The organism is Nonomuraea sp. NPDC003707, from assembly GCF_053587055.1.
Window position 1 is genome coordinate 316,002 of record NZ_JBSFNK010000007.1, and the last position, 23,294, is coordinate 339,295.

A 23,294-nucleotide genomic window follows, 5' to 3' on the forward strand; every position below is an offset into this window, starting at 1 on the left:
CGTCCGTTCGAGCGAGATGGAACAAGACCGAAGTGCGGTTTACGCAGGGCACATCACCTTGCGATCACGTAGGCAACGTTGAGAAGCCGCGAGGGCGAAGCTGTAGGTCACAGGGCATAAACCCTGAATTCAGCAGTTACAGCGCGGCCAGGAGCGAGGCACACGTGCGGCGCGTGTCGTGAACCTTGATCAGTCGCACGTCGGCATGCTGGCAGGCGGCATGAAAGTGCCGGTTGAAGTTGCGTGGTTCGTACGGCGTGCCGTGCTTGGTCGTGGCCACGAGATCATCACTCACCCAGGCGTCGCCCGCGGCCGACTCGTCGGCAGCCTGCTGTTCAGCACGCTCTTTCAACGCCTGCACACACACGTCTGGAATCGGTAGCACGGCCGACGAGCCCGGTGTCTTGGTCTCCCGGTGATGAAGCTGAAGCTCCGCCACCACGGCGTGCATCGCGAGTTGCTCCGGCAGCCGCCGCCCCGCGGCGTACCTGCACCGCGATCTGCCACACCAGCCCCGCCATCGCGGCCGCGCGGCTGCGGAACCAGGAAGTTGTCCGCGTACCTGTCCAGCACTCTGGCCACTGCGAAAGGATCTCCCAGGTTGATCAGCGCAAGGTCGCAGGCGGCGTGTCCAGGGTCTTTGGCGAACGGTCCGCGGTCGGGCATGTCGTAGTCGTGTCAGACGCTCCCGTCTCCGAACGCGACTCTTCCCATTGGCGATACTCCAGCCATCCTGCGGGAAGCTCTGGATCGTTTTCCCACGACGTGTCGTGGGCATCGAACGTCAACCCCTCGGCGTATCGGTCGAGAGCATGTGGATCGGCGCCTCCTCGTCGGGCCGGTCGCGTGATGTCGAAAATTGTCGTGTAATCCGCGTCCTTCGCATAGAGGAGGTTTCCGGTGCTGTTCACATGCCAGCTTATGAGCAGCGCTCTTCTGCCCCCTTCGGACAGTTTCGGCAGTGCGTCCAGGGCCTCTTGGCCGACGTGGATGAGCTGGGTCCAGCGGCTGTTGAGCCGTCCGGCCCAGAGGAATCCCTGCTCGTTGCCGGGTTCCCGCTCTCTGCGCAGGTCGGCCCAACGGCAGTCCACTCCGGTGGTGGTGTCGGCGCCCAGCAGCCGGACAGTCTCCGGGATTTCCCGGTTCTCCACCCACACGCCGGTGAACGACGATCCCAGGCCGTAGCGGTGGGCGAGATGCCAAAGTAGTTCTGAGGTCCTCATCGCACGTGTCCTTGTGAGGCGCGGGCGCCACACCCGTGGCGCCCGCTGCGGCTGTCACTTAATCGCAACGCAGAATCGGTTGCCGTTCAGAATGCGATACCGGGCGTAGAAGACGTTGAGGTCTGTTCCGGCGCTCGTGTTCTGGCTTCCCGACAGAGCGTAGGCAGCCGTCCCGCGGGCGCGCCGCAGCCCCGACGATCGGCTGGGCCCCATCATGACCACAAACGATCGGCTGGGAGCCTCATCATGAACACGCTCGAATGCGTTCTTGCCAGAGCGTTCACGGAGATCGTCATCAAGCTGGATCTCAGCGTTGACGACGCCATCGCGCCCGAGGCCACCACGATGCAGCTGCCTGATCCGGTGATTGCTCTCCTGCAGGCACTCCCCGCGCAGGGCCCGGCAAGCCCTCGCCGAACTGATCAATCAGTGCGTGCAGGAGGAAGCCGACTCCGAGTGGCCGGTGACGGTCTGGGGAACACCTGAGACCCTGGGCCTCCTGGTCTGGGGGCCGCTGGGTTGGATGCTGAGATCAGCTTTGGAACAGGGACAGGGGAGCGGTGCACAGGGTCTGTTCGGCGCCGAACGCCTCGTACGTGCTGATGGGGCGGAAGCCGAGGCGGGCGGCGAGTTTCAGAGATCGCTTGTTCGCGGTCTGGGTGGCGAGCACGACCGGCTGGTCGGGGAGTTCGCCGGCCGCTGCGCGCAGTGCGGCCGTTGCGGCTTCGAATGCGAACCCCGCGCCCCATGCACTTCGCCGCAGTAGATAGCCCAGTTCCAGTTCCTCGCCATCCTCGGTGACATGCCTGGGGCGGTCGGTCGGCCGGTGGGCGAGCATCAATGTTCCGATAAGTCGGTTCGTCGTGTTGTCGGCGATGACATAGTTGCCAGGGCTGGATGTCGCGTTGGCGGTTATGGCTGCATCGAAGTGCTGCTCGACGTCACTCCGGGGCCGGGGACCACCGAGGTAGGCCTGAACCTCGGGATCGGTCATGAGCTCGATGAATTCTTCACGGTCGGCAGCGTGTGCTTTGCGAAGCAGGAGTCGTTCCGAAGGGATTTCCGTGGCAGATAGCGTCCGCAATTGGCTCATAGGCCCAGGATCCTAGAACACGGGACCGGCGATGGTGGCCTGGTCCGGGGCTGCCGCACTCGCCCATGACCGTGGCGTTGACGCGCACCTGGCCGGCCTGGGTCCCGGTGGTAATGGCTGTGAATCTGACGATGTTGCTCTCGACCTGCCGAGGTGCCTCGGGGGCAGATGATCTATGAGTTGTCCGCGAAGGGCTTCGGTGACCATGGCGTCGCGGCGGCGGGATTTGACGCGATCTTGTGTTCGCGAATTACTGAATACGCCTTCGGGGCATTATTGTCGACGGCTCCACACTGTCGCCATAAGCTCGCCATAAATTCGCCATGGAGCCCATCGACCTGCATGAATGCGCGAATGAATCGCATCCAAGGCATGGCTTCACAGGCGATTTGAACATTGTTCCATGGAATTGTCCAGCTCTTGCCAGGTGATTTACCGACCCTTACTCTCCAGGTGATCAAATCACTTTCTCCTTTCACCTGGAGGCACCTCTTGCGCCGATTAGCGCTTCCCGTCGCCGTCTCGGCGATGCTCCTCCCCTTCCTCTTCCCGGAGGTGGTCTCCGCCGCCGCGCTCGACGACCCGCCGCCGGCGAACGTGCAGGAGATCGGCCCCGGTCAGTACTCCTCGGACACCAAGACCTTCAAGCTCACCGAGCTGGACGTGTCCGCGGGCGCGATCAGCCGCAGGCACGGCGTGGTTCTGGCCGCCGACGATCTGGCCAGGCCGCAGTCCGCGCCGGCGACCCGCCCCGAGCTGGGCGTCTTCGGGCCGGGCTGGCAGGCCGAGTTCGCCGGCGGAGAGATCAACCGGAAACTCGAGAACCAGAACGGCACCATCGTCGTCACGGAGCTCGATGAGGGGACGTCGACCAGCTATCCCCTGAAGAGCAGCGTCTCCTTCCCCGATGGTGGCGGCGTCCAGACGTACGAGGCTGCCAGCGGGTCCAAGATCACCGAAACCACCAAGTGGGACGCGGTCATCGGGGCGATGCGCACCACGACGGTCGAGACGCTCGTGACGGATCCGGGCCCCGTGGAGGCGGGCGACGACACCTTCGCCACCGCCGACGGCACCCCCATCAGCACGGGCGACCTCCAGCTCACCTACACCTGGGCCCGCCCGGCCGGGGCGCCGAGTGCCGATCCCTGGCGGGTGACCGATGTGGGCAGCACCGCCTTCGGCAAGTCCACGATCACCTACGACGCCCAGGGCCGCGTCAGCACGGTGAAGGAGCCGGCCGGCGCCGCGACCCCCGCAACCGTCACCAGGTTCACCTACGCCACGGCCACCACGGCCACCGGCACTGCCAACGGCGACTACGCGGGCCGGCTCAAGGAGATCGCGGTCACCTACGGAACCGAGGCGGCGCAGATCGAGGCGAGCTACGCCTACGACCTGAACGGCCTGCTGCGCACCGCGAGCGATCCCAGCGTCGGCGCCGTCCAGGGGACCTACGCCTACGACTCGGTGGGGCGCCTGTCGTCGATCGAGTCTGTCACCAGCGGCGGCTGGCAGCTGTCGTTCCCGGCGGGCGCCGCCGCTCCCCAGGTGGTCGCCACCGGCACGGACATGCCGGCCAACGGCGGGCCGACCGAGGGCGCGGCCGGGCTCGACGACCCGAACGCCACCGAGCCGCCGGCCAGTGACTTCCTGCCGGACGGCGTGGACCCCCCGCAGTCCTACCCGAAGAAGTGCAACACTGCCGTCACCTGGATGTGGTACACGAAGTCGGGCTGCTCGGCCTGGGCATGGCACGGCGGCAAATGGCGGAAGCCCGACTGGAAGCGGACCGCCAGCGGCTTCAAGGTCAGGGGCATCTACTACGACCACTGCACGAAGTCTCCGGACAAGCCCCACAATTTCGATATGCGACCGGCCTGTGACTCCCACGACTACGGGTACGGCCTGATCGCCAACCAGAAGAAGAAGTACAAGTACTACCTCGACAACACCCGTACGCGAAAGCTTGACGTGGACAACCGGTTCTACATCACCATGCGCGACAAGGTATGCGGGGGTTACTTCATCCTGGTGCGGCCCGACTGCAGGGCATGGGCATGGACGTACTACCAGTTCGTCAAGAAGTACGGCAACCCCTGAGAACGGCCTGAGCTCGGAGTTCCTTCGGCGGTGCATGAGGTTGGGTGCACCTGGAGGCGCACGGGCAGGGCCGGCCGGTCGCGATGTCGACGGCGTGCGCCATGAGAGGGAGGCAGGGGAGGGCGGCGATCGGGTGATGGTCGCCCTCTCCCTTGTCCGGCCAGTCAGGAGAGCGCCTTGCTCCCTTCAGCGAGAACGGCGATCAGCGCGTAGCCGACCACAGTGATGAGGGAGGTCAGGCGGAGCTTGTCTCCACGCCCAGGCGATTACAGCGCGTTCCTCACTTGCGGCGCTCGGGGGCGCTGAGGACGTCGGCGAGGTCGTCCACCGCGAGTCCCCGGCCCGGCTTCGCCTGGGGCGCGGTGATCGTCATGGGCTTGTCCCAGTTCCGGTACTGCGTGGCCAGGTGCCCCCGCAGGATCCGGTCGTGTCCGAGCCCCGGGACCTCGGGCCGCGGGTGCGCGTAGAAGCGCCAGCCGACCCGGTACGGCCATCCGCGGTCGTCGTACATGTACGTCCATGTCACCTCAGACGTCCCGAGGGCCGCGGTCCCCGCCGCCTCGCGGAAGCTGGGGGAGACGCGATAGAGCTCCTTGAGCTTGATCGTCCCGGTCAGGTTGTAGATCCGCTGCTTGCGGCCGGTGGTGTGATCCGTGGTCCAGGGCCCGACGGTCTTGCGGGTCTTGGTGGCCAGCAGCTTGCGCAGTGTGGCCGGCTCCAGGACGTTGATGAACTGGTCGCCGTACGCGGCCGCGGCGCCGCTGGCGCGGCCGGTACGCACCCAGGTCTTCGCCCGCGGCGCGAGCTGGTACTGCCAGCCGCCCACGCTGATGGTGCGCAGCGTCCCCACCGTGGCGAGCACGCCGGCGAAGTAAGGGTCCTTGGGTGCCTCCTCCACCATCAGCTCCTTGCTGCTCACGCTGAGCCGCCGAGTGTGCTCCGAGGCGATCACGCCGGCCCGGCCCAGCTTGACCTTGCTGGTTCCGCGCAGTCCCATGCCGCTCCCGATGAAGGTTCGCCGGCCGTTCAGCTGCACCTCCTTGGACAGGTCCGTGGCGGCCTGACCGTAGAACTCGGCCGTCGCGCCGGCGCCGCGGACGAGCAGCGAACGCAGGCCCGCCACCGGGTCGGGTTCGGCTGTCTGGGCGTGGGCGGTGGTGGGAGCGGCGGTGACAAGGGCGAAGGCGACGATGAGGGGGTGCATGCCGTACATCCAGGTGGTGAAGATCAAATGTGGTTGGTGTGAATCTAGCGTGCGGGTGTGACAGGTCGCTTCTGCCGACCGCCGAACGACGCCTCAGGTGCCGGGAGTTCCCCAGAGAGGGTGGTCCAGCGGGACCTGACGGACCGACGGCAGGTACAGGTCGAGCTCGCCAGGCTCGAACCGGCGCATGCCCACGACGAACCAGAACTGCCCGGCCACCTCGCCCATCTGCTTGTAGCGCCCGTCGGGCGTCAGCGCGACCCAGCCGTCCGGCAGGCCGAGCAGGGTGGCACGCCGCGCCGGGGCCGTGCCGGGAGCGACGTCCCACAGGATGACGCCGCCGTCGTCCCCGGCGCTGGCCAGGAGATCGCCCGACGGCGCGAAGGCCACCGAGACCACGCGCCGGGTGTGCCCGGCCAGGGTGTGCAGCCGGCGGCCCGTCTCAGGATCCCAAAGGTGTACGGCGAGGTCGTCGCCGGCTGTGGCGAGCAACGACCCGTCGGGGCTGAAAGCGGCTGCCCACAACCGGCCGGTCCCCTCCCGGAGCACGTTGAGGCACTCCCCGGTGGACACGTCCCAGACGCGGGTCGTGCCGTCGTGGCCGGCACTGGCCAGCCGGTCGCCCGACGGGTGGAAGGCCACCGCGTAGACGCGGTCGTCGTGGCCGATCAGCTGGACCCGCAGCGTGCCGGTCTCGGCGTCCCACAGCCGAACGCGACGGTCGTCGCAGCCGGTGGTGACGAGGCGCCCGTCGGGGCTGAACGCGATGGCGCGCACCCGCCCGAGGTGGTCCGTCAGCTCGGCCGCCAGCCGCCCGGTCGGGTGGTGCCAGATCCTGACATTGTCCTCGTCGTCGGCGACGGCCAGCATGCTCCCGTCGGGGCTGAACGCCTCGGCCCACACCTGGTCGGTGTCGGCGTTGAGCTCGCGCTCGTGCTCACCCGTGGCGGCGTTCCAGAAGTGCACGCCGCCGTCGTTGGTGGAGGTGGCCAGCAGCGGACCGGCGGGGGAGAACGCCGCGGAGACGAGCCGGTCGGAGGTGCCGGTGAACTGCCGCAGCTGCCGCCCGGTCCACGGCTCCCACACGCGTACGACGCCGTCGTTGCCGCCGGTCGCCAGCATCGAGCCGTCGGCGCTGAACCGCACTGTGGAGATCCGCCGCCCGTGCCCGCGCAGGATGCGCCGGCTCCGGCCGGTGAGCGCGTCCCACAGGCGCACCGTGCCGTCGTTGCCGCTGGTGGCGAGCTGCCGGCCGTCGGGCCGGAAGGCGAACGGCCACACCGAGGTATGGTGCCCCGTCAGTTCCACCCGCTCACCGCCGAGCCGCTGGAGCCGCACCACTCCGCGTGCGTCCCCGCTGGCCAGCACGTGCCCGTCGGGGCTGAACAGCACCTGGTGGACAGCGGTGTCGTGACCCGGCAGGGCTCCGCGAGGAGTGCCGTCGGCCACGTCCCACAGCAGTACCGCGCCCGTGGTGTCTCCTGAGGCCAGCAGCCGCCCGGTGGGGTCGAAGGACAGCGTGCGGACCGGGCCCGCGTGGCCGGGGAGCTCCCGTACGAGCGAGCCTTCGTGCGGGTCCCACAGGCGGATCAGGCCCGTGGCGTACCCGGCTGCCAGCAGGCGGCCGTCCGGGCTGGGCGCCAGGCGATGCACCGCGCCGCCGTGGCCGGCGAGCTCGTGCCGCACCCGGCCGGTGCCCGGCTCCCAGACCCTGATCGCGCCGGTGGCGTCGCCGGTCGCCAGCAGGTCGCCGGCGAACGCGGCGGTGTGGAGCGGGGAGGAGTGGCCGGGGAAGGTCGCCACCGTTTCCCCTGTGCGCACCGACCACACGCGCACCACCCCGTCGGCGCCGCCGGCCATCACCCGCTCACCGGATGGGCTGAGCACCACCGGCCAGACGCCTTCCGGGTGCCCGGTGAGCACGTGCAGGCACTCGCCGGTGGCGGGGTCCCACAGGCGGATCGTGCCGTCGTCGGCGCCGGTGACCAGCGTGCCGGAGGCGTACGCGGTCTTGTGGACGCGCCCCCGGTGCCCGTACAGGGTGCGCAGCGGCAAGCCGGTGGCGGTGTCGCAGATGAGCACGCCGCCGTCGTCGCTGCCCACGGCCAGGGTGTTGCCGTCGGGGTGGTAGGCGATCGGCTCGGGCAGGTGGCCGCTCTCGTGGCGATGGCCGTACGGCACGCCGAGCAGCGCGGGCGCCACCTCGACGGACACCGGCCGGCCCGGCGCGATCGCGGCGCCGCGCAGGGCGGGGTCGTCGGCCAGCGCCGGTGAGAGGGTCACGCCGATCAGTGCCGCGAGGTCCCAGCGGCTGCCCTCGGTCGCGATGTCGCGCAGGTCGACCCGGGCCAGCCTGGCCCGGGTCAGGTCCGCTCCACGCAGGTCGGCCCCGGTCAGTACGGCCTCGTCCAGCCGCGCACCCACGAGCCGGGCGTCCCGCAGCACCGCCCGCGCCAGGTTGGTCCCCACGAGCCGGGCGTCGGTGAGGTCCGCCCCGCTCAGGTCGACGCCGGAGAGGTCCCGGTACGACAGGTCCTCGCCGGTCAGCCGGGCCCCCCGTAGATCGGGGCTGGCGGGCAGCCGCAGCCGGCCGGCGATCTTCATCGCGTTGGCCCGCGAGACGTCGTCGGCACCCGCGTCGGCCAGCGTCTCCGTCACCCACGACCGCAGCCACCGCACGTCCGCCAGGTCGCACAGGAAGTCCACGGTCAGCGTCGACAAGTGCCGGCGCGGCAGCGGCGCGGGATCGCCCAGGGCGACATGCCGGGCGATCAGCCACTCCATCACCGAGGAATGGATGAACCCGAACATCCCCTCCTCGGTCCGCACCAGCAGGCTGCCCGACCCCACCGCGTGCGCCGCCTGCGCGGCCGACATCCGCCCATCGGCCAGCCCGGTCAGCGTCTCGCCGATCTCGGTCAGCTCGTCCAGATCCAGCAGCGACTTCCCGGACTCCCACAGCCGCAGCGCCAGCGCCGTCACCGCCTGCCACAGCTCCTCGGTGCTCAGCACCGCCGCCGAGCCCGGCACCCCGGCCCGCCGCTCCTCGAAGGCCAGCCACGAGGTCAGGATCTCCTCGTACAGCCCTGCCGCGCTGATCGCGCCGCCCGTCGTGGCCACCGTGCGCAGCCGCTCGCCGGACAGGTCGGCGACGAAGCTGAGCATGCGCGGGTTCTGGGCCAGGCCCAGCAGATCCGAGATGCCGCCGATCAGCGCGAACCGGTCGTCGGCGGCCTGCTCGTCGCCGTACCTGTTGCGCAGGTACGCCCGCACCTGCGCGGGGGTGAAATCCTCCACGGCCAGCACCCGGCGCTGCGGCAGCATGCCCACCATCTCGCCCAGCGCGGTGAGGACCTGATGGTGCGACCTGAAGTGCTGCGTACGGCTGGTGACCACGATCTTGGCCTTGTCCTGGGCCGCGGCGAGCAGCGTGGTCAGGTGGTCGGCCGCCCGGTCGTAGGTGACCCGCGTCACCAGCTCGTCGAAGCCGTCGAAGAGCAACACGATCCGCCCCTGGCGCAGCATGTAGTGGAACGCCTTGAGATCGATGAGCCGCTCGTGGTGCGCGGCGAGGTGCGCCGCCACCAGGGAGTCCATCGACTGGGCCTTTTCCAGGAAGCGCAGCTCGATGAAGACCGGCGTCAGGTGCGGCAGCTCGGCCGGGATGCGCCGGGCCAGCTCGCGAAGCGCGAACGTCTTGCCCCGGCCGAAGTCGCCCAGCACCAGCATGAACCGCCCGTGGTCGGCGGCCAGCAGCCGCATCAGCTCCTTGGCCAGGTCCTCCTGGACACCCGGCTGGGGGCGGTCCAGCTCCCTGAACCGCTGGGGTACGTACAGGTCGGACGGGTAGCGCCGGTCGGAGCGCAGCCGCCTGGTCTGCTCGGCCACGTAGTCCGACAGGTCGAGCAGGCCCTGGAATTCGATGAAGCTGCGCAGCCTGAGCCCTCTGCGCGTGGCGTAGTCGCGCACCGCCGTGGCCGGTGCGGGCCCCTGGTAGACCAATTCGGATCCCGGGCCTGGCACGGCGGCGTGCACATGCCGCAGGAACGCCTCCACGTCGGTTTCGGTGACCCGGCCCAGGTGAGCGCCGATGAGGTACTGGCGGACGAACCCGTCCTCGGGGACGGTCATCAGCAGGTACGGGGGGTGAGCCGGCACCGTGCGGATCTGGGCGTGTTCGTACCGGGCCTCGCACACCTCGGTGACCCGGTCCAGCAGCAGACTCGCCCCTGCGGCCGGCTCCGCCACCAGCAGCGGTACGTCGAGCATCGCCTCGGCGGACGGTGTTCGAGGTGGGGGGAAGGCGCCGTGCCAGATGGAGTGGTCGCCGGGTGGCTCGTTCTCCACCCAGTCGCCGGCGATCGGCTGCGGCGTCGAGCCGTTCAGGTCGAGCCGCAGCTCGATGTCCCATTCGCCGTCCCATTCGCCGTCCTGGAGCGCGACGATGTCCGCCTGCACCAGGTTGATCAGGCTCGCCCATTCGCCGGCCGCGCACTGCGAGCGCCACAGCAGGGTGTGGCGTCGCCACTCGGTGAGCGGGTCCTCGTGCCCCGGGAGCAACGCGCCGGCCCTGAGGACGGCCAGGCAGGCCAGCGCGATCACCAGCAGGTTGGCGGAGTAGTAGGCGTGGCGCTGCGGGAGGCCGGCCGTGCGCGGGCGGTAGTTCGGGTACGGCACGCTCAACCGCGTGTCCAACCGGCGGCTCAGCCACATGACGAGCTCGCCCCAGCGGTTCTCCGCGCCCTTCGCCTCGGCCAGCTCCCGCAGGAAGGAGACGACGGTGGTACGGGACGACAGCGCCGACCATGACAGCAGGGCCTGCAGCAGCCCGTCGTCGACCTCGGTCACCACCAGGCCCGACTGCTTGACGGCCAGGTCACCCAGCAGGGTGGTGATGAGCCGGGCGGTGAGATACTCGCCGAAGGTCGCGTGCAGGAACTCGTAGGTCTGCACCACGTCGTGGTCGCGGGTGGCCTGCGCGCGATGGACGAAGAAGAACTTCGCGATGGCGAGTTCCCCGGCCGTGAGCGGAGTGGCGAAGGTGCCGGTGCGCACCTGCGCGGGAAACTCCAGCCCCGACAGATCGTGGTCCAGTTCGGCCGTGGTCACCCACTGGCGGCCCCGGTTCAACATCGCGAACGCGACGTACGACAGGTGCAGCATCTCGCGTTCGAGCAGGAACGGAACCTGGTCCTCGGGATAGGCCTTCTCCAGCTCCCGCTCCACGAATCTGCGCATCAGCCGTTCGTAGAGCTCCGTCTGCCGGAACTCCGCCGCGTCCTTGCTCAGCGCGTTCCCGTCGGCGTCATACAGCGCGAGCATCAGCAGGAGCAGCGGTTGCTCCGCCAGGGCTCGCTGGGCGAGCGCGACGTCCAGAGCGAGCGGCCTGATCCTCTGCCGTACGAAGTAGGCGTCGTTCCTGGCGTTCCAGGCGGTCAGCCAGCGGTCGATCTGCGCCTCGTTGAACGGTTCGAGCCTGGCGACCACGGTGCCGGGGACGAACGCGGCCCGATCCGCGACGGCCGTACGCGAGGTGATGACGACCGCGACCGCCCGGCCGGCGTCGGCCTCGCGCCGCTGGAACCGGGCCACCTTCTCGAGGTAGTCCGACTGGCGCACCCCCGTCGCCTGCAGCAGTTCGTCGAAGCCGTCGAGCAGGACCACGGGCAGGACGCCCTCGGCGCTCCTGGCCAGAGCGGGCCACTCCAGCCGCTCACCGCTGAGCCGGTAGACGGCCTGCTCGATCTGCTCCTGGATGTCGGCGTTCGCCGCCACGTCCCGCAACGGCACCCGGACCGGCAGGTACCGTCCCTCCGGCAGCCGGGCGGCCAGGACCTTGGTCAGCAGGGACTTGCCCGCGCCGGGTTGGCCGAGGATGACGAACGGCACCTCGCTCGCCGTCGACCGGGTGAGAAAGCCGGCGAGGAAGCGCGGCAGGTCATCGCGGACCTCCAGGTCGTCCCACCATGCTTCGAGGCTGGGGTCGGTGGGGTGGCGCACCTCGCTCGTACGGAAGCGAGGCGTCACATAGGCCTCCTCGACGGTCGGCAGCCGTACGGCGGCGGCCGTCTCGTCCTGTCCCCTCGTCGCCGCCAGCGGTTCCTTCAGAGCCGCGCGGTGCAGCCTGCTCAGGGTGGTCAGCTGGGCCGGGAGGGCGGCGCCCGAGGTGACCAGGGACAGCAACCGCTCGAGCTCCGCCAGGCCTGCTCTCGTCGCCTGATGCTCGATCATCCCCGCCCACAGCGCGAACTCGGGGACGTCGAGCGCCAGCCTCCGGTACCGGTCCTCGTAATGCCGGACGGCCGTCTCCGGCAGCTTCCGCTCGAGTTGGGCGACGACCTTCTCCCGCTCGGACGGACCGAGCCCGTCCCAGACCTTCAGTCTCATGACGAACGACCGCAGGCGATGACCGTACGTCTCGTAGAACTCGAGGACGGCTCGCTTGGTCTGTTCGAAAGGAAGGTACGGCGAAGGACGGGGGAGGCCACGCGACAGGTCGATGCCCGAATGCCCGGCCAGCTTCGCCTGCTCCTCCTTGCTCATCCGCAGGTCCTGCGAGCTGAACGGCAGATCGATGGAGTCAACCGCCTCGAAGAACGCGGTGATGACCAGGATCGTGTGCGCGGCCTCCAGGCGTTCGGTACGGCTGTGCCATTCGCGGCCGGTGCGCCACTCGCGCCACCGGCCGAGGAGGGTGTTGCCCACCTGTACGAACTGCTGTTTGGCGTCGATCACGTCCCAGAGCCCGAGCGTGCCGATGCTGAGCAGCAGGTCGATCTTCTCGACCGCCGGATCGGCGCCGCCCAGGAGCCGAACGGCGTCGGCGTACCGGTAGTCCTTCGCCATGTCCACGATCCTCTATCGCCGCAGGGGGCGTGTGAATCAGTTTGTTCACTTCGGCGGGCGGAAGACCGGCTCGCCCGGCATCCGGAACGCTGATCCGCGACCTCGCCGACCCTAGCGGTGCGGCAGGCGCAGTCCTGCGATGAGGAGCTCGACCAGCCGGCGTGCGTCGTAGCGGGGGTCGTTGTCGGCGCCGATGCAGAGGTTGCCGACGCCGCGCATGAGCTCGTAGGCGTCCACGTCGGAGCGGATCTCGCCGGCGGCGGCCGCGGCTTCGAGGAGTTGGGCGCACGCGGGCACGAGCCGGTCGAGGAAATAGGCGTGCAGCGTGTCGAAGCCGGCGTCGTCCGACCGCAGCACGGCGGCCAGCCCGTGCTTGGTGACCAGGAAGTCGACGAACAGGTTGATCCATCGCCCCAGCGCGGCGTGCGGGGTCGCGCCGCTCGCCAGCAGGGTCGGGGCGGCCTCGGCGCAGGCCTCGACCTGGTGCCGGTAGACGGCGATGATGAGGTCTGCCCGCGTCGGGAAGTGGCGGTAGATCGTGGCCACCCCGACTCCCGCCCTGGCCGCGACGTCGCGCACCGGCGCTTCGACGCCCGAGGTCACGAAGACCGCCGCGGCGGCGTCGAGCAGCGTCCTCTCGTTGCGCCGGGCGTCGGCCCGCTTGCGCGGGGCCGCGCGCCCCGAGCCGCCCTCGTTCACCGTGCCGCTTCCTCCGCTGCCGAGCTTGCCAAAACGGAACCCTGTTCCTTATCGTAATCGGAACTAGGTTCCGATTGCTCATGATGCCAGAGCGGAGCTCTGGTCACCAAGTCAGGCGCGGTCAGGAAGCGCCGCGCTGAACCGTGTTCCGATTGACCGACCGAAAGGATCAGCGGCCCGATGTTGCACACCTCCCGGCCTCGCTTCGGGATCATGACCGCCCCGTCGCAGGTCGACTACCAGGACGTCCTGCGGGTCTGGCGCGAGGCGGACACGATCCCGGAGATCGAGCACGCATGGTTGTTCGATCATCTCCTGCCCATCTTCGGCGACCCCGACGGGACGACGTACGAGGGCTGGACCCTGCTCTCGGCCCTGGCCGCGCAGACCCGGCGGCTGCGCCTCGGCCTGCTCGTGACCAGCAACCGCTTCCGGCCGCCCGCGCTGCTGGCCAAGATCGCCGCGACCGTCGACATCGTCTCCGGCGGGCGGCTCGACTTCGGCATCGGCGCCGGCTCGCGGCCCAGCTGGCCCTCGGCCCGGCGCGAGTACGACGCGCACGGCCTGCCCTTCCACGACGCCGCGCACGCCGTGGGGAGCCTCGCCGAGGCGTGCACGGTGATCCGGCGGCTGTGGACCGAGGACGAACCGTTCGACTTCCACGGCACCTACGTCCGGCTCACCGGGGCGTTCTGCAACCCCAAGCCCGTCCAGCGCCCTCACCCGCCCATCCTCATCGGCGGGCGCTCGGGCCCGACGCTGCGCGTGGCCGCCGAGCACGCCGACCTGTGGAACATCCCCGGCGGCGACATCGACGACGTCGTCCGCCGCAGCCGGCTGCTGGACCGCTACTGCACCGAGCTCGGCCGCGACCCCGCCTCGATCATCCGCTCGATCCACCTGCCGGTCTCCTACGACCAGCCCGACATCACCCGGGACGCGATCGGCGAGGCGCTCGACGCCGGCTTCCGGCACATCGTCCTCGGACTGTCGGCGCCCTACCCCGCCGGCGTCGCGCGGTGGGTCGCCGACGAGCTCATCACCACGTCGGCCCGAGCCGCCGCCGAGGTCGGCCGCTGAGGTCGGCCGGGGAGGTCAGTCGCTGAGCAGGCCACGGGCGCGCAGGTCGGACAGGAGGTCGGGCGGCAGGGCCGGGCAGCTGCTCACGGTGACCTCCTTGAGCGACGGGAAGCCGCCGACCTCTCCCAGGTCGCTCAGCGAGCCGCAGTCGTAGAGGTGCAGAGCGCGCAGGGAGAGCAGGCGCTCGAGCCCGTCCAGGGTGGTCAGGCGGCCGGTGCAGGCGACGTAGAGCTCCTCCAGGTTCAGCAGCCCCGCGAACGGGCTGAGGTCGGAGAGGTGGTCCAGCCCCTGCAGGGTCAGGGTGCGCAGGGCGGGCATGCGCGCGAGCGCGGAGAAGTCCGTCATGAGGTCGGTGTAGGCCAGGTACACCTCGCTGATCGACGGGTGCCCTTCGAGCCCGTCGAGCGAGGTGAGCTTGGTGAAGCTCTCGACGGTGATCCCGGCCAGGGCGGGCAGCCGCGACAGCGGGCGCAGGTCGGGGAGCGGCGCGCTGGGCAGGCCGAGGTTCGTCAGCCGGGGGTGGTGGCCGAGGCCGTCGAGGCTCTTCAGCTTCGTGCAGCCGCTGAGATACGCCCGTTCGAGCGCGGGCATGGCGGCGATGCCGTCGAGGCTGGTCAGGCGGGCGCAGTGCATGTGCAGCTCGGTCACGGAGTCGAGGCCGTACAGGCCGTCGATGCTTGTGATCTTGGTACGGCTCACGTCCAGTTCGGTCAGCCGGCGCAGCCCGGACAGCGGCCGGATGTCCTCGATGAACCGGCAGTTGTCGAGACCGAGCCAGTCCAGGTGCGGGAACGCCTCGCCGAACCCCTCGACACCGGTCACCCCGCTGCTGCGCAGGCTGAGACGGCGCAGGTTGCGCAGGCCGAGCAGCGGGGAGACGTCGGACACCGCGGGGGAGCTGGTGACCTCGAGCACCTCAAGGCCGACGAGCCCGGCGAGCGGCCGCAGGTCGCTGACGGCCGCGCAGCCGTCCAGCTTGAGCTCGCGCAGCTCGGTCAGCGCGGCGAGCTCGGAGAGGTCGGTGAGGCTCTTGCAGTGGTCGAGGACCAGCGTCCGCAGGATCGTCAGGTGGCGCAGCCCGGTGAGCGAGTCACGCCGGCGCAGCTCCAGCTCGGTACGGCCCTCGTCGTCGAAGGCGGGGGCGAGCAGGTGCTCGGCGAAGGCGTCGGGGTCGAGCGCCTGGGGCCACAGCTTGAGCAGCTTCTCGGACGACGGCTCGGCGATCTCCGCGAACTCCGCGGCCAGCGCGAGCGCGTCGCCCTCCCCGCGCAGCGCGAGCTCACGCAGGGATTTCCAGGCACGTTCCGGGGACGCGGACGCCAGTTTGGCGCGGTAGTCGGAAAGGTCCAGGTTCATGCCATGCCACCCTACGCATTCGCGATCTTCCCGGATGGCGTTCGGAAACACTCGGCGGATCGTGCGGGAGAGCCGGGGCGCCGTCAGCGGCCGCGCACGATCAGCCGAAGGAGCCGGCGCGGCCGTTTCGCGCGGAACGCAGCCCGCTCGTTGACCTGCGGGAACGGCATCTCCGGCACGGGCACGCCGAGGAACGCGCACAGCGGCTCCCACCCGTCCCGCACCTCGAACACCAGCAGCCGCTCCGCCGGGATCGCCGCCCGCACCTCGGCCGCGTGCCGTTCGTAGACGTCGAGGACGTGGTCGCGGTCGTCGATGCGGCCGCCGAAGACGCGGTCCATGACGGTCGCCCTGGCCATGCGCGGGTAGAGGGCGAAGTCCGGCGCGCGGCGGGCCACCAGCCAGCGGGTCACCCGGCGGCGCAGGGGGAGCCGGCGCTCCTCCAGGGCACTGCGGAAGATGGTCTCGCTGACGCTGTCGTACCAGCGGGCGGGGTCGCGGACGGTCAGGACGACCTTGGCGTCCGGGTAGTGCTCGGCCAGCTCGCGCCAGTACGCGGAGGCGGGCCAGTCGAGCGCCGACCGGAAGCCGGTGAACAGCGTGTCCCAGTCGCGCGAGCGGCCCTCCCCGACGTCGAGCCACTGCCGGACGCGGTACGGCTCCGCGATGACCGTCGACATGTGGTAGCAGGGGCCGAAGCCCAGGATCTCGAGGGCCGCCTTGAGCGACCGCGTGCCCGTGCGCCCGAAGCCCGCGCCGATCACTTTCACGTCGCGCTCACCACCTGCACGTCTCTGATGGGTCTCTGATCTGTGCCGTCTAATGTCGCGATAAATCCGGAAATATGGAAGCACAAAGGAGGCGCACATGCCCTTCCCGCAGCCTCTGCTCGACGCGCTGCGCGACGCCCCGGACCGCCCGGCCTTCGAGCACGGCGACAGGACGCTCTCCCGGGGCGAGCTGCTGGAGCTGATCCGGCGGCTGGCGGGCGCGATGCGCGCCGCGGGCCTGGGTCCTGGGCGGGCCGTCGCGGTGCGCACGGCCGTCACGCCCGAGGCGTTCGCCGCCCACATGGCCGCGCACACGCTGGGCTGCCGGGTCGTCGGCATCCGGCCCGGCTATCCGGAGGGGCAGCTCGCCCACGTGCTGGGGATGGGGATCGACGCCCTGCTGGTGGACTCCACGACCGCGACCCCCGATTTGCGCCGCGCCGCGGCCCGTCACCTTCCCGGCCGGCCGACGCTGTCCCTGGGCCCCTGTACGGGCGCCGGCGACCTGCTGGCGCACTCCGACGACGGACGGCCGCTGACCGTGGCCGCCCGCCCCGACGACGTGGCGGCCCTGACCTTCACCAGCGGCAGCACCGGCCGGCCGAAGGGGTGCGCGATCACGTACCGGGCGCTCGGCGAGCACTGGGCGTGGCAGCCGCGCGTGTGGTCGCCCGTCGCGGCCGGGCTCGCCGGGGCCTTCGAGCGGTATCTGCTGTTCGGCACGCTGGCCAGCATGGTCGTGATGGAGTTCGTGGCGCCGTGCCTGCTCGGCGGGGGCACGGCGGTGATCCCGGAGGACGACGGGCGGCCGATGTTCCCGTACGCGATCGAGCGCCACCGGATCACCGGCTCGATCATCACCGTGCCCCGGCTCTTCCAGATGCTGAAATTTCTGGACAAGGTGGATGTGAGCAGCTTGCGGGCGCTGATGGTCTCGGGGTCGCCCATCAGCGCGCGGCGGCTGGCCGAGGCCGTCGAGAAGCTGGGCCCGGTCGTCTACCAGGGCTACGGCCAGACCGAGGCGGGCAACATCGCCATGCTCACCCCCGACCACATCGCCGCCGGCGTGCTGGAGCCCGTCGGCCGCCCGCATCCCGGGGTCGAGATCAGCGTGCGCGACGAGCACGACCGCGAGCTGCCCCCGGGCGTGACGGGCGAGATCCACGTACGCAGCCCGTACCTGATGCGGGGCTACTGGGGCGACGAGGAGGAGACCAGCGAGACCCTGAAGGACGGCTGGCTGCGCACCCGCGACCTCGGCCACGTGGACGGGGACGGCTTCCTCCACCTGGCCGGCCGCTCCCGCGACGTGATCATGGTCAACGCCATGGTGGTGTACGCGGGCCCGATCGAGCGCGCGCTGACCGATCACCCCGGCGTGGACGAGGCGTACGTGGTGGGCGCCCCGGACGAGGGCACGGGCGAGGCCGTGCACGCGTTCGTCGTCCCGGCCGCGGGCCGGACCCCGGACCGGGGCGCGCTGAGGGCGCTGGTACGCGCGCGGCTCGGCGAGGACAGCGTCCCCCAGACGATCACGATCGTGCCCGCCGTTCCCCTCGCCACCAGCGGCAAGCCCGACAAACGCGCTCTCTCTGAGCAAATTCTGAGAATTGCCCGCCAACACTGAGGTTGTCCGTTCAATCACCTCGTTGTGACGGAGGCTTCAGTGCCGGACAAGACCCTGGACTACCTGGTGATCGGCGCGGGCCCCGCGGGTCTGCAGCTGGGGTATTTCCTGCACGAGCAGGGGCGGGACTACCTGATCCTCGAGGCGGGTCCCGCGCCGGGCCAGTTCTTCCGCACCCACCCGCGCCATCGCACGCTGATCTCGATCAACAAGAAGTACACCGGATGGGACGACCCCGAGCTCAACCTCCGGATGGACTGGAACTCGCTGCTGTCCGACGACCCCGACCTGCTGTTCACCCGTTACAGCGACCGGTATTTCCCGCACGCCGACGACATGGTCCGCTACCTGACCGACTTCGCCCAGAAGCGTGGGCTGCGCGTCGGCTACGACTCCCGGGTGGTCCGCGTGGACCGGCCCGGCTCCGTGTTCCGGGTGACGGACGAGACCGGGCGCACGTACGAGGCGAAGCGGGTCGTCGTCGCGACCGGCGTCACCAAGCCCAACATCCCGCCCATCGCGGGCATCGAGACGGCCGACCTGTACGGCACCCACTCCACCGATCCGGCCGACTACGTCAACCAGCGCGTGCTCGTCATCGGCAAGGGCAACTCGGCCTTCGAGACGGCCGACAACCTGATGGAGACCGCCGCGGTCATCCACGTGGCGGGCCCGCACTCGGTCCGCATGGCCTGGCGCACCCATTATGTCGGCCACCTGCGGGCGGTCAACAACGGCCTGCTGGACACCTACCAGCTCAAGTCCCAGAACGCGATCCTCGACGGCGACGTCAAGCGCGTCGAGCGCCGGCCGGACGGCACGTACCTGGTGACGGTCTCCTTCGTCCGGGTCGACGAGGTCACCAAGGACATCCCGTACGACAGCGTGATCCTCTGCACCGGCTTCCGCTTCGACGGCTCGATCTTCGGCGACGACTGCCGCCCCGAGCTGGTGATCAACGACAGGTTCCCGTCGCTCACCCCGGCCTACGAGTCCGTCAACGTGCCGGACCTCTACTTCGCCGGCACGATCACCCAGTCGCGCGACTTCAAGCACGGCACCAGCGGCTTCATCCACGGCTTCCGGTACGGCGTGCGCGCGCTGCACCGCGTCCTGGAGTCCCGCCACCACGATGTCCCCTGGCCCGCCACGGTGCTGCCCGCCGACCCGGCGGCGCTCGCGGCGGCGGTCATCGAACGGGTCAACCGCACCTCGGCGCTGTGGCAGCAGTTCGGGCTGCTGGCCGACGTCATCGTGCCCGACGGGGACACCGCCCGTTACCTGGAGGAGCTGCCGTACGACCTGCAGGGCCCGCCGATCGGCGACCGCGGCCACTTCGCGATCACCCTGGACTACGGGCCCGATCATGACAAGATCGACCCCTTCGACGTCGAGGTGGGCCGGATCCGCCAGAGCGACTCGGTCCGGGCGCACGAGGGCCACTACCTCCACCCCGTCGTCCGCCACCACGTGCCCGGCCAGCCCCCGGTCACCCACCACATCACCGAGAACCTCGAGAACGAGTGGACCTCCAAGGAGATCCACGTCGAGCCCCTCCGGGCCTTCTTCGCCGCGCGGCTGACGTCCGTACCGGTCTGATGGAGCGGTGGAGCCTGCGCGAGTTCGAGGCCGAGGCCCGCGCCCGCCTCGACCCCGCGCACTACGACTACTTCGCCGGCGGGGCCGATGACGAGGTCACCGTGCGCGCGAACGAGGCCGCGTTCGCCCGGATCGGGCTGCTGCCCAGGGTGCTGCGCGGCGCGGCCAAGCTGCAGACCGGCCTCACCCTGCTCGGCAGCCGCGCCGCCATGCCCGTGCTGTTGGCGCCGACCGCGTTCCACCGCCTCGCCGACCCGGAGGGCGAGCGGGCCACCGCCCGCGCGGCGGCCGCCGCCGAGACGATCATGATCGTCAGCATGGCCGCCACCGTCGCGATCGAGGAGGTGGCGGCCGCCGCGCCCGGCGCCGAGCTCTGGTTCCAGCTGTACGTGCAGCCGGACCTGGCCTTCACCGAGACCGTCGTGCGCCGCGCCGAGGCGGCCGGCTGCAAGGCGCTGGTCGTCACCGTGGACTCGCCTGTGCTCGGCCGGCGCGAGCGGGACCTGCGCAACGACTTCCATGACCTGCCCGAACACCTGTGCTGCGAGAACCTGCGCGACGGCGACCGGGTGCGCCCGATCCTCATGTCGCCCGAGCTGTCGTGGGAGCACCTCGACCGGCTCCGGGAGATGACCGCGCTGCCGATCGTGGTCAAGGGCGTCACGCATCCCGGCGACGCCCGGATCGCGCTCGACCGAGGCGTCTCGGCGATCATGGTCTCGAACCACGGCGGGCGGCAGCTCGACACCGTACCCGCCTCGATCGACCTGCTGCCGGACATCGCCGCGGCCGTCGGCGGGGGCGTGCCCGTGCTGCTGGACGGCGGGATCCGGCGCGGCACGGACGTGCTGAAGGCGCTGGCGCTCGGCGCCGCGGCGGTCGCCGTCGGCCGCCCGGTGATCTGGGGGCTGGCCGCGGACGGCGAGCGGGGAGTGGCCCGCGTGCTCGGCCGGTTGCGCGCGGAGGTCGAGCACGCGCTCACGCTGTGCGGCTGCGCGTCGATCGGCGACCTCGACCCGGGCATGGTGCGGCGGCCATGCTGATCATTGGGCTGATCATTGGGCTGATCATCCTGGCCCTGGCGTTTGTGGCGAGCCTGCCGTGGTGGCTGCCGGCGAGGGTCGTGGCGCTGCGCGTACGCGTCTTCAACCGGATCAACGGGGACGAGGGCATCCCCGTCCCCGGAGACCTCGTGGGCGTCGACCGCTTCAGGGAGGTCTACTCGCACCCGGCCGCCGGCGGGCGCAGCCGGGGCGCCGCGCTGTCGGACCTGTTCTGGTACTGGCTGTCGCCCGGCCCCGAGATGCACCAGGAGCACCTGGAGGCGGGCGAGCGGTACGACGCGGTGGCCAAGGCGACGCGCGGGCTGCTCGCCGTGCCGCGCGACGAGGCCGAGGAGCTCACGCGCCGCTGCGCCGCCCGTACGCTGGCGGACGCGCGGGGGCCGGTGCGGCTGCGCGACCTGACGATGCCGCTGTGGGCCGAGTTCTCCTACGAGCTGGTGTTCGCCGAGCCGTGCCCGCGCGAGGCCCGCGACCTGATCGTGGGCAACGCGAACGACGTGGTCACCTCGCTCAAGTGCACCGGCCTGCGGCACATGGAACGCCGCCACCGCCTGACCCGCTACCTGCTCGGCCGCCTGTCACGCGTGCGGATCCCGCTCCCCGTCGGCCTGTCACCCCAGGAGCAGGCGTTCTACCTCCAGGGCGCCTTCTTCAACACCGCCGTCGTCCAGCTGTCGGAGGCCATGGCCCACCTGCTGATGGTCCTCGCGCAGCATCCCGGCGTGCAGGAGCGGGCCCGCACGGGGGACGACCGCTACCTCGACCAGGTGATCTCCGAGACGCTGCGGCTCTACCCGCTCTTCGGCATCGCCCACCGCGTCACCACCGGCGAGATCCCGCTCGGCGAGCGCACCGCGATCCCGGCCGGGTCGGTGCTCTGCTTCGACTATCCCGAGTTCCACCGCGCCGGGTTCGCCGACCCGGATCGCTTCGACCCGGGCCGCTTCGACCGGCCCGTCAAAGAGCTCAACCACATCCCGTTCGGCGTCGCCGCCAACCGACCCTGCCCGGCCTGGCGGCTGGCGCCGATCGCGATGCGGGTCGCGGCGCGGGAGATCCTGCACCGCCACGCCCTGCACTCCTCGGCCGCCCACACCCGGTCCCTGCCGAACCGGGGGCCGTGCCTGCTCACCCCGCCGCACGCGTCCCCGCCCCGCGCCGCGCTCGTCCTCATGCGGGTCCGCGACCGCTGGGAGGACGTCTGGCGCAGCCTCGTGCAACTCGTCCTCGGCACGTACATGGTCTGGGACGCCCGCCGGCAACGGCTCTGCGAGATCCACTTCGATCACCCAGCGGAGAACCGAACATGACCGTACTGGCCCACGTCACGTCTCCCGATCCGAACCTCGCCCTCATACTCAAGGTCCTGCCCGCCCTCGTCGTGATCCTGATCGTCGCGGCGATCTGCGGCCGGCTGGCGCAAATGGTGATGCAGCCGCGCGTGCTCGGCGAGATGGTCGCCGGCGTGCTCCTGGGGCCGACGTTCTTCGGCTGGCTCTTCCCCGACGCGCAGGCGGCCCTGTTCCCGAAGGACGTCAGGCCGGTCCTGTACGTGCTGAGCACCATCGGCCTGACGCTCTACATGTTCCTGGTCGGGGCGGGGCTCGACCACAGCGGGCGCACGCCCGGCGAGGTCCGCAAGGCGTCCGCGCTGGCCGTCTCGGGGATCGTCCCCTCGCTGCTGCTCGGCTTCGGCGCGGGCCTCCTCCTGTACGACCTGCTCTCGCTGCCGGACGTCAGCCCCTTCCAGTTCGCCCTGTTCGTCGGCGGGGCGCTGTCGCTGACCGCGTTCCCCATGCTGGCCAGGATCCTGTACGAGCGCGGCCTGGAGAATGCCCCGGTCGGCCGGCTCACCCTCATCGCCGCCTCCATCGACGACGCCCTGGCCTGGTGCATCTTGGCCGTCCTGTCGGCCATGCACCTCGGCACCGGCGCCGGCGACGCGCTGCCCACCATCGGCCTGACCGCGGTGTTCGCCGTCGTGATGCTCAAGGTCGTCGCCCCCCTGCTGCGCCCCCTGGGCGCGACCGTGGCCCGCACCGGCCACCTCGGCGCCACCGGCATGTACGTCGTCATCCTCGTGCCGCTGACGGCCGGCTGGCTGACGGACTGGATCGGCGTCTACTCGGTCTTCGGCGGCTTCCTCGCCGGCCTGGCCATGCCCCGCGACCCCAAGTTCCGCGAGGCGCTGCACGGCCGGATGATGGAGATCGTCTCGACGCTGCTGCTGCCCACGTTCTTCACCTTCTCGGGGCTGAACACCCACCTCGGGGGCATCGCGGGCGGCGCCATGCTGCTGGCGTTCGGGCTGATCCTGCTCGCCGGGTTCGCCGGCAAGTACTTCGGGTGCGCGCTGGCGATGCGGGGGATGGGGTTCGGCTGGCGGGAGTCGTACGCGGTGGGGGCGCTCATGAACGCCCGCGGCCTGATGATCCTCATCTTCATCAACATCGGCCTGGCCCAGGGCATGATCAACCAGGAGCTCTTCGCGATGCTGGTGCTCGTGGCCATCCTCACCACGGCCGGCGCGCTGCCCCTCTACAAGCTGGCGCTGCCCGAGCGCCTCGAGACCCGGACCAAGGTTGCGGAAGTTTCGGAGCTGGTCAGGACCAATCCATCGTGATCGCGCA

The 23,294-nt window shown here is 70.4% G+C and carries 16 protein-coding genes; 8 read left to right on the forward strand and 8 right to left on the reverse strand.

Features of this window, described 5'->3' with window-relative positions; all coding sequences use genetic code 11:
• Nucleotides 1-136: 136 nt before the first annotated feature.
• Entirely contained in the window at nt 137-451 is a 315-nt protein-coding gene (locus ACWDRB_RS21095; RefSeq protein WP_449896082.1) for a hypothetical protein, read from the reverse strand.
• Between the two features lie 154 nt (nt 452-605).
• Complete coding sequence (locus tag ACWDRB_RS21100) at nt 606-1,223, reverse strand: hypothetical protein (RefSeq protein ID WP_449896084.1); 618 nt, start codon at nt 1,221-1,223, stop codon at nt 606-608.
• Between the two features lie 246 nt (nt 1,224-1,469).
• On the opposite strand from ACWDRB_RS21100, the gene ACWDRB_RS21105 reads away from it, so the two are divergent.
• Nucleotides 1,470-1,709 carry a hypothetical protein gene (locus ACWDRB_RS21105; protein WP_449896086.1) on the forward strand — a complete coding sequence of 80 codons (240 nt, stop codon included), beginning with the start codon at nt 1,470-1,472 and terminating at the stop codon, nt 1,707-1,709.
• Nucleotides 1,710-1,755: 46 nt separating this feature from the next.
• Here the strand turns inward: ACWDRB_RS21105 and ACWDRB_RS21110 are convergent, their stop codons facing one another.
• Nucleotides 1,756-2,316 carry a GNAT family N-acetyltransferase gene (locus ACWDRB_RS21110; RefSeq protein ID WP_449896088.1) on the reverse strand — a complete coding sequence of 187 codons (561 nt, stop codon included), beginning with the start codon at nt 2,314-2,316 and terminating at the stop codon, nt 1,756-1,758.
• 492 nt (nt 2,317-2,808) lie between these two features.
• On the opposite strand from ACWDRB_RS21110, the gene ACWDRB_RS21115 reads away from it, so the two are divergent.
• On the forward strand, nt 2,809-4,419 hold the full coding sequence (locus ACWDRB_RS21115; protein ID WP_449896090.1) for a phospholipase A2: 1,611 nt from the start codon (nt 2,809-2,811) through the stop codon (nt 4,417-4,419).
• A 280-nt stretch (nt 4,420-4,699) separates the two neighbouring features.
• Here the strand turns inward: ACWDRB_RS21115 and ACWDRB_RS21120 are convergent, their stop codons facing one another.
• The 3 genes from ACWDRB_RS21120 to ACWDRB_RS21130 all read right to left on the reverse strand — a co-directional run bounded on the left by ACWDRB_RS21120 (nt 4,700) and on the right by ACWDRB_RS21130 (nt 13,168).
• A complete protein-coding gene (locus ACWDRB_RS21120) occupies nt 4,700-5,650 on the reverse strand; it encodes a hypothetical protein (protein WP_449896092.1) in 951 nt (316 codons plus the stop codon).
• Nucleotides 5,651-5,716: 66 nt separating this feature from the next.
• Nucleotides 5,717-12,469 carry an NACHT N-terminal helical domain 7-containing protein gene (locus tag ACWDRB_RS21125; protein ID WP_449896094.1) on the reverse strand — a complete coding sequence of 2,251 codons (6,753 nt, stop codon included), beginning with the start codon at nt 12,467-12,469 and terminating at the stop codon, nt 5,717-5,719.
• 111 nt (nt 12,470-12,580) lie between these two features.
• Nucleotides 12,581-13,168, reverse strand: a complete 588-nt coding sequence (locus ACWDRB_RS21130; RefSeq protein ID WP_449896096.1) for a TetR/AcrR family transcriptional regulator — start codon at nt 13,166-13,168, stop codon at nt 12,581-12,583.
• A gap of 180 nt (nt 13,169-13,348) precedes the next feature.
• Here ACWDRB_RS21130 and ACWDRB_RS21135 point away from each other — a divergent pair, with 180 nt between their 5' ends.
• Nucleotides 13,349-14,248 (forward strand): LLM class flavin-dependent oxidoreductase, encoded by a 900-nt coding sequence (locus ACWDRB_RS21135; RefSeq protein WP_355198373.1) that lies wholly within the window; start codon nt 13,349-13,351, stop codon nt 14,246-14,248.
• A 15-nt stretch (nt 14,249-14,263) separates the two neighbouring features.
• Here the strand turns inward: ACWDRB_RS21135 and ACWDRB_RS21140 are convergent, their stop codons facing one another.
• Nucleotides 14,264-15,604 carry a hypothetical protein gene (locus ACWDRB_RS21140; protein WP_449896098.1) on the reverse strand — a complete coding sequence of 447 codons (1,341 nt, stop codon included), beginning with the start codon at nt 15,602-15,604 and terminating at the stop codon, nt 14,264-14,266.
• Nucleotides 15,605-15,687: 83 nt separating this feature from the next.
• Nucleotides 15,688-16,374, reverse strand: coding sequence for a sulfotransferase family protein (locus ACWDRB_RS21145; RefSeq protein ID WP_449896100.1), 687 nt, complete (start codon nt 16,372-16,374; stop codon nt 15,688-15,690).
• A gap of 97 nt (nt 16,375-16,471) precedes the next feature.
• On the opposite strand from ACWDRB_RS21145, the gene ACWDRB_RS21150 reads away from it, so the two are divergent.
• From ACWDRB_RS21150 to ACWDRB_RS21170, 5 genes are read left to right on the forward strand one after another with little or no spacing between them, the layout of a single operon-like run.
• Nucleotides 16,472-18,001: a class I adenylate-forming enzyme family protein gene (locus ACWDRB_RS21150; protein ID WP_449896102.1), complete on the forward strand. Its 1,530-nt coding sequence runs from the start codon at nt 16,472-16,474 to the stop codon at nt 17,999-18,001.
• Nucleotides 18,002-18,040: 39 nt separating this feature from the next.
• Entirely contained in the window at nt 18,041-19,600 is a 1,560-nt protein-coding gene (locus tag ACWDRB_RS21155; RefSeq protein ID WP_449896104.1) for an NAD(P)-binding domain-containing protein, read from the forward strand.
• Nucleotides 19,600-20,643 (forward strand): alpha-hydroxy acid oxidase, encoded by a 1,044-nt coding sequence (locus tag ACWDRB_RS21160; protein WP_449896106.1) that lies wholly within the window; start codon nt 19,600-19,602, stop codon nt 20,641-20,643. Before ACWDRB_RS21155 ends, ACWDRB_RS21160 begins: the two co-directional genes overlap by 1 nt.
• Nucleotides 20,637-21,974, forward strand: coding sequence for a cytochrome P450 (locus tag ACWDRB_RS21165; RefSeq protein ID WP_449896108.1), 1,338 nt, complete (start codon nt 20,637-20,639; stop codon nt 21,972-21,974). The genes ACWDRB_RS21160 and ACWDRB_RS21165 overlap by 7 nt, the downstream gene beginning before the upstream one ends.
• Nucleotides 21,971-23,287: a cation:proton antiporter gene (locus ACWDRB_RS21170; RefSeq protein WP_449896110.1), complete on the forward strand. Its 1,317-nt coding sequence runs from the start codon at nt 21,971-21,973 to the stop codon at nt 23,285-23,287. The genes ACWDRB_RS21165 and ACWDRB_RS21170 overlap by 4 nt, the downstream gene beginning before the upstream one ends.
• Nucleotides 23,288-23,294: the final 7 nt, after the last annotated feature.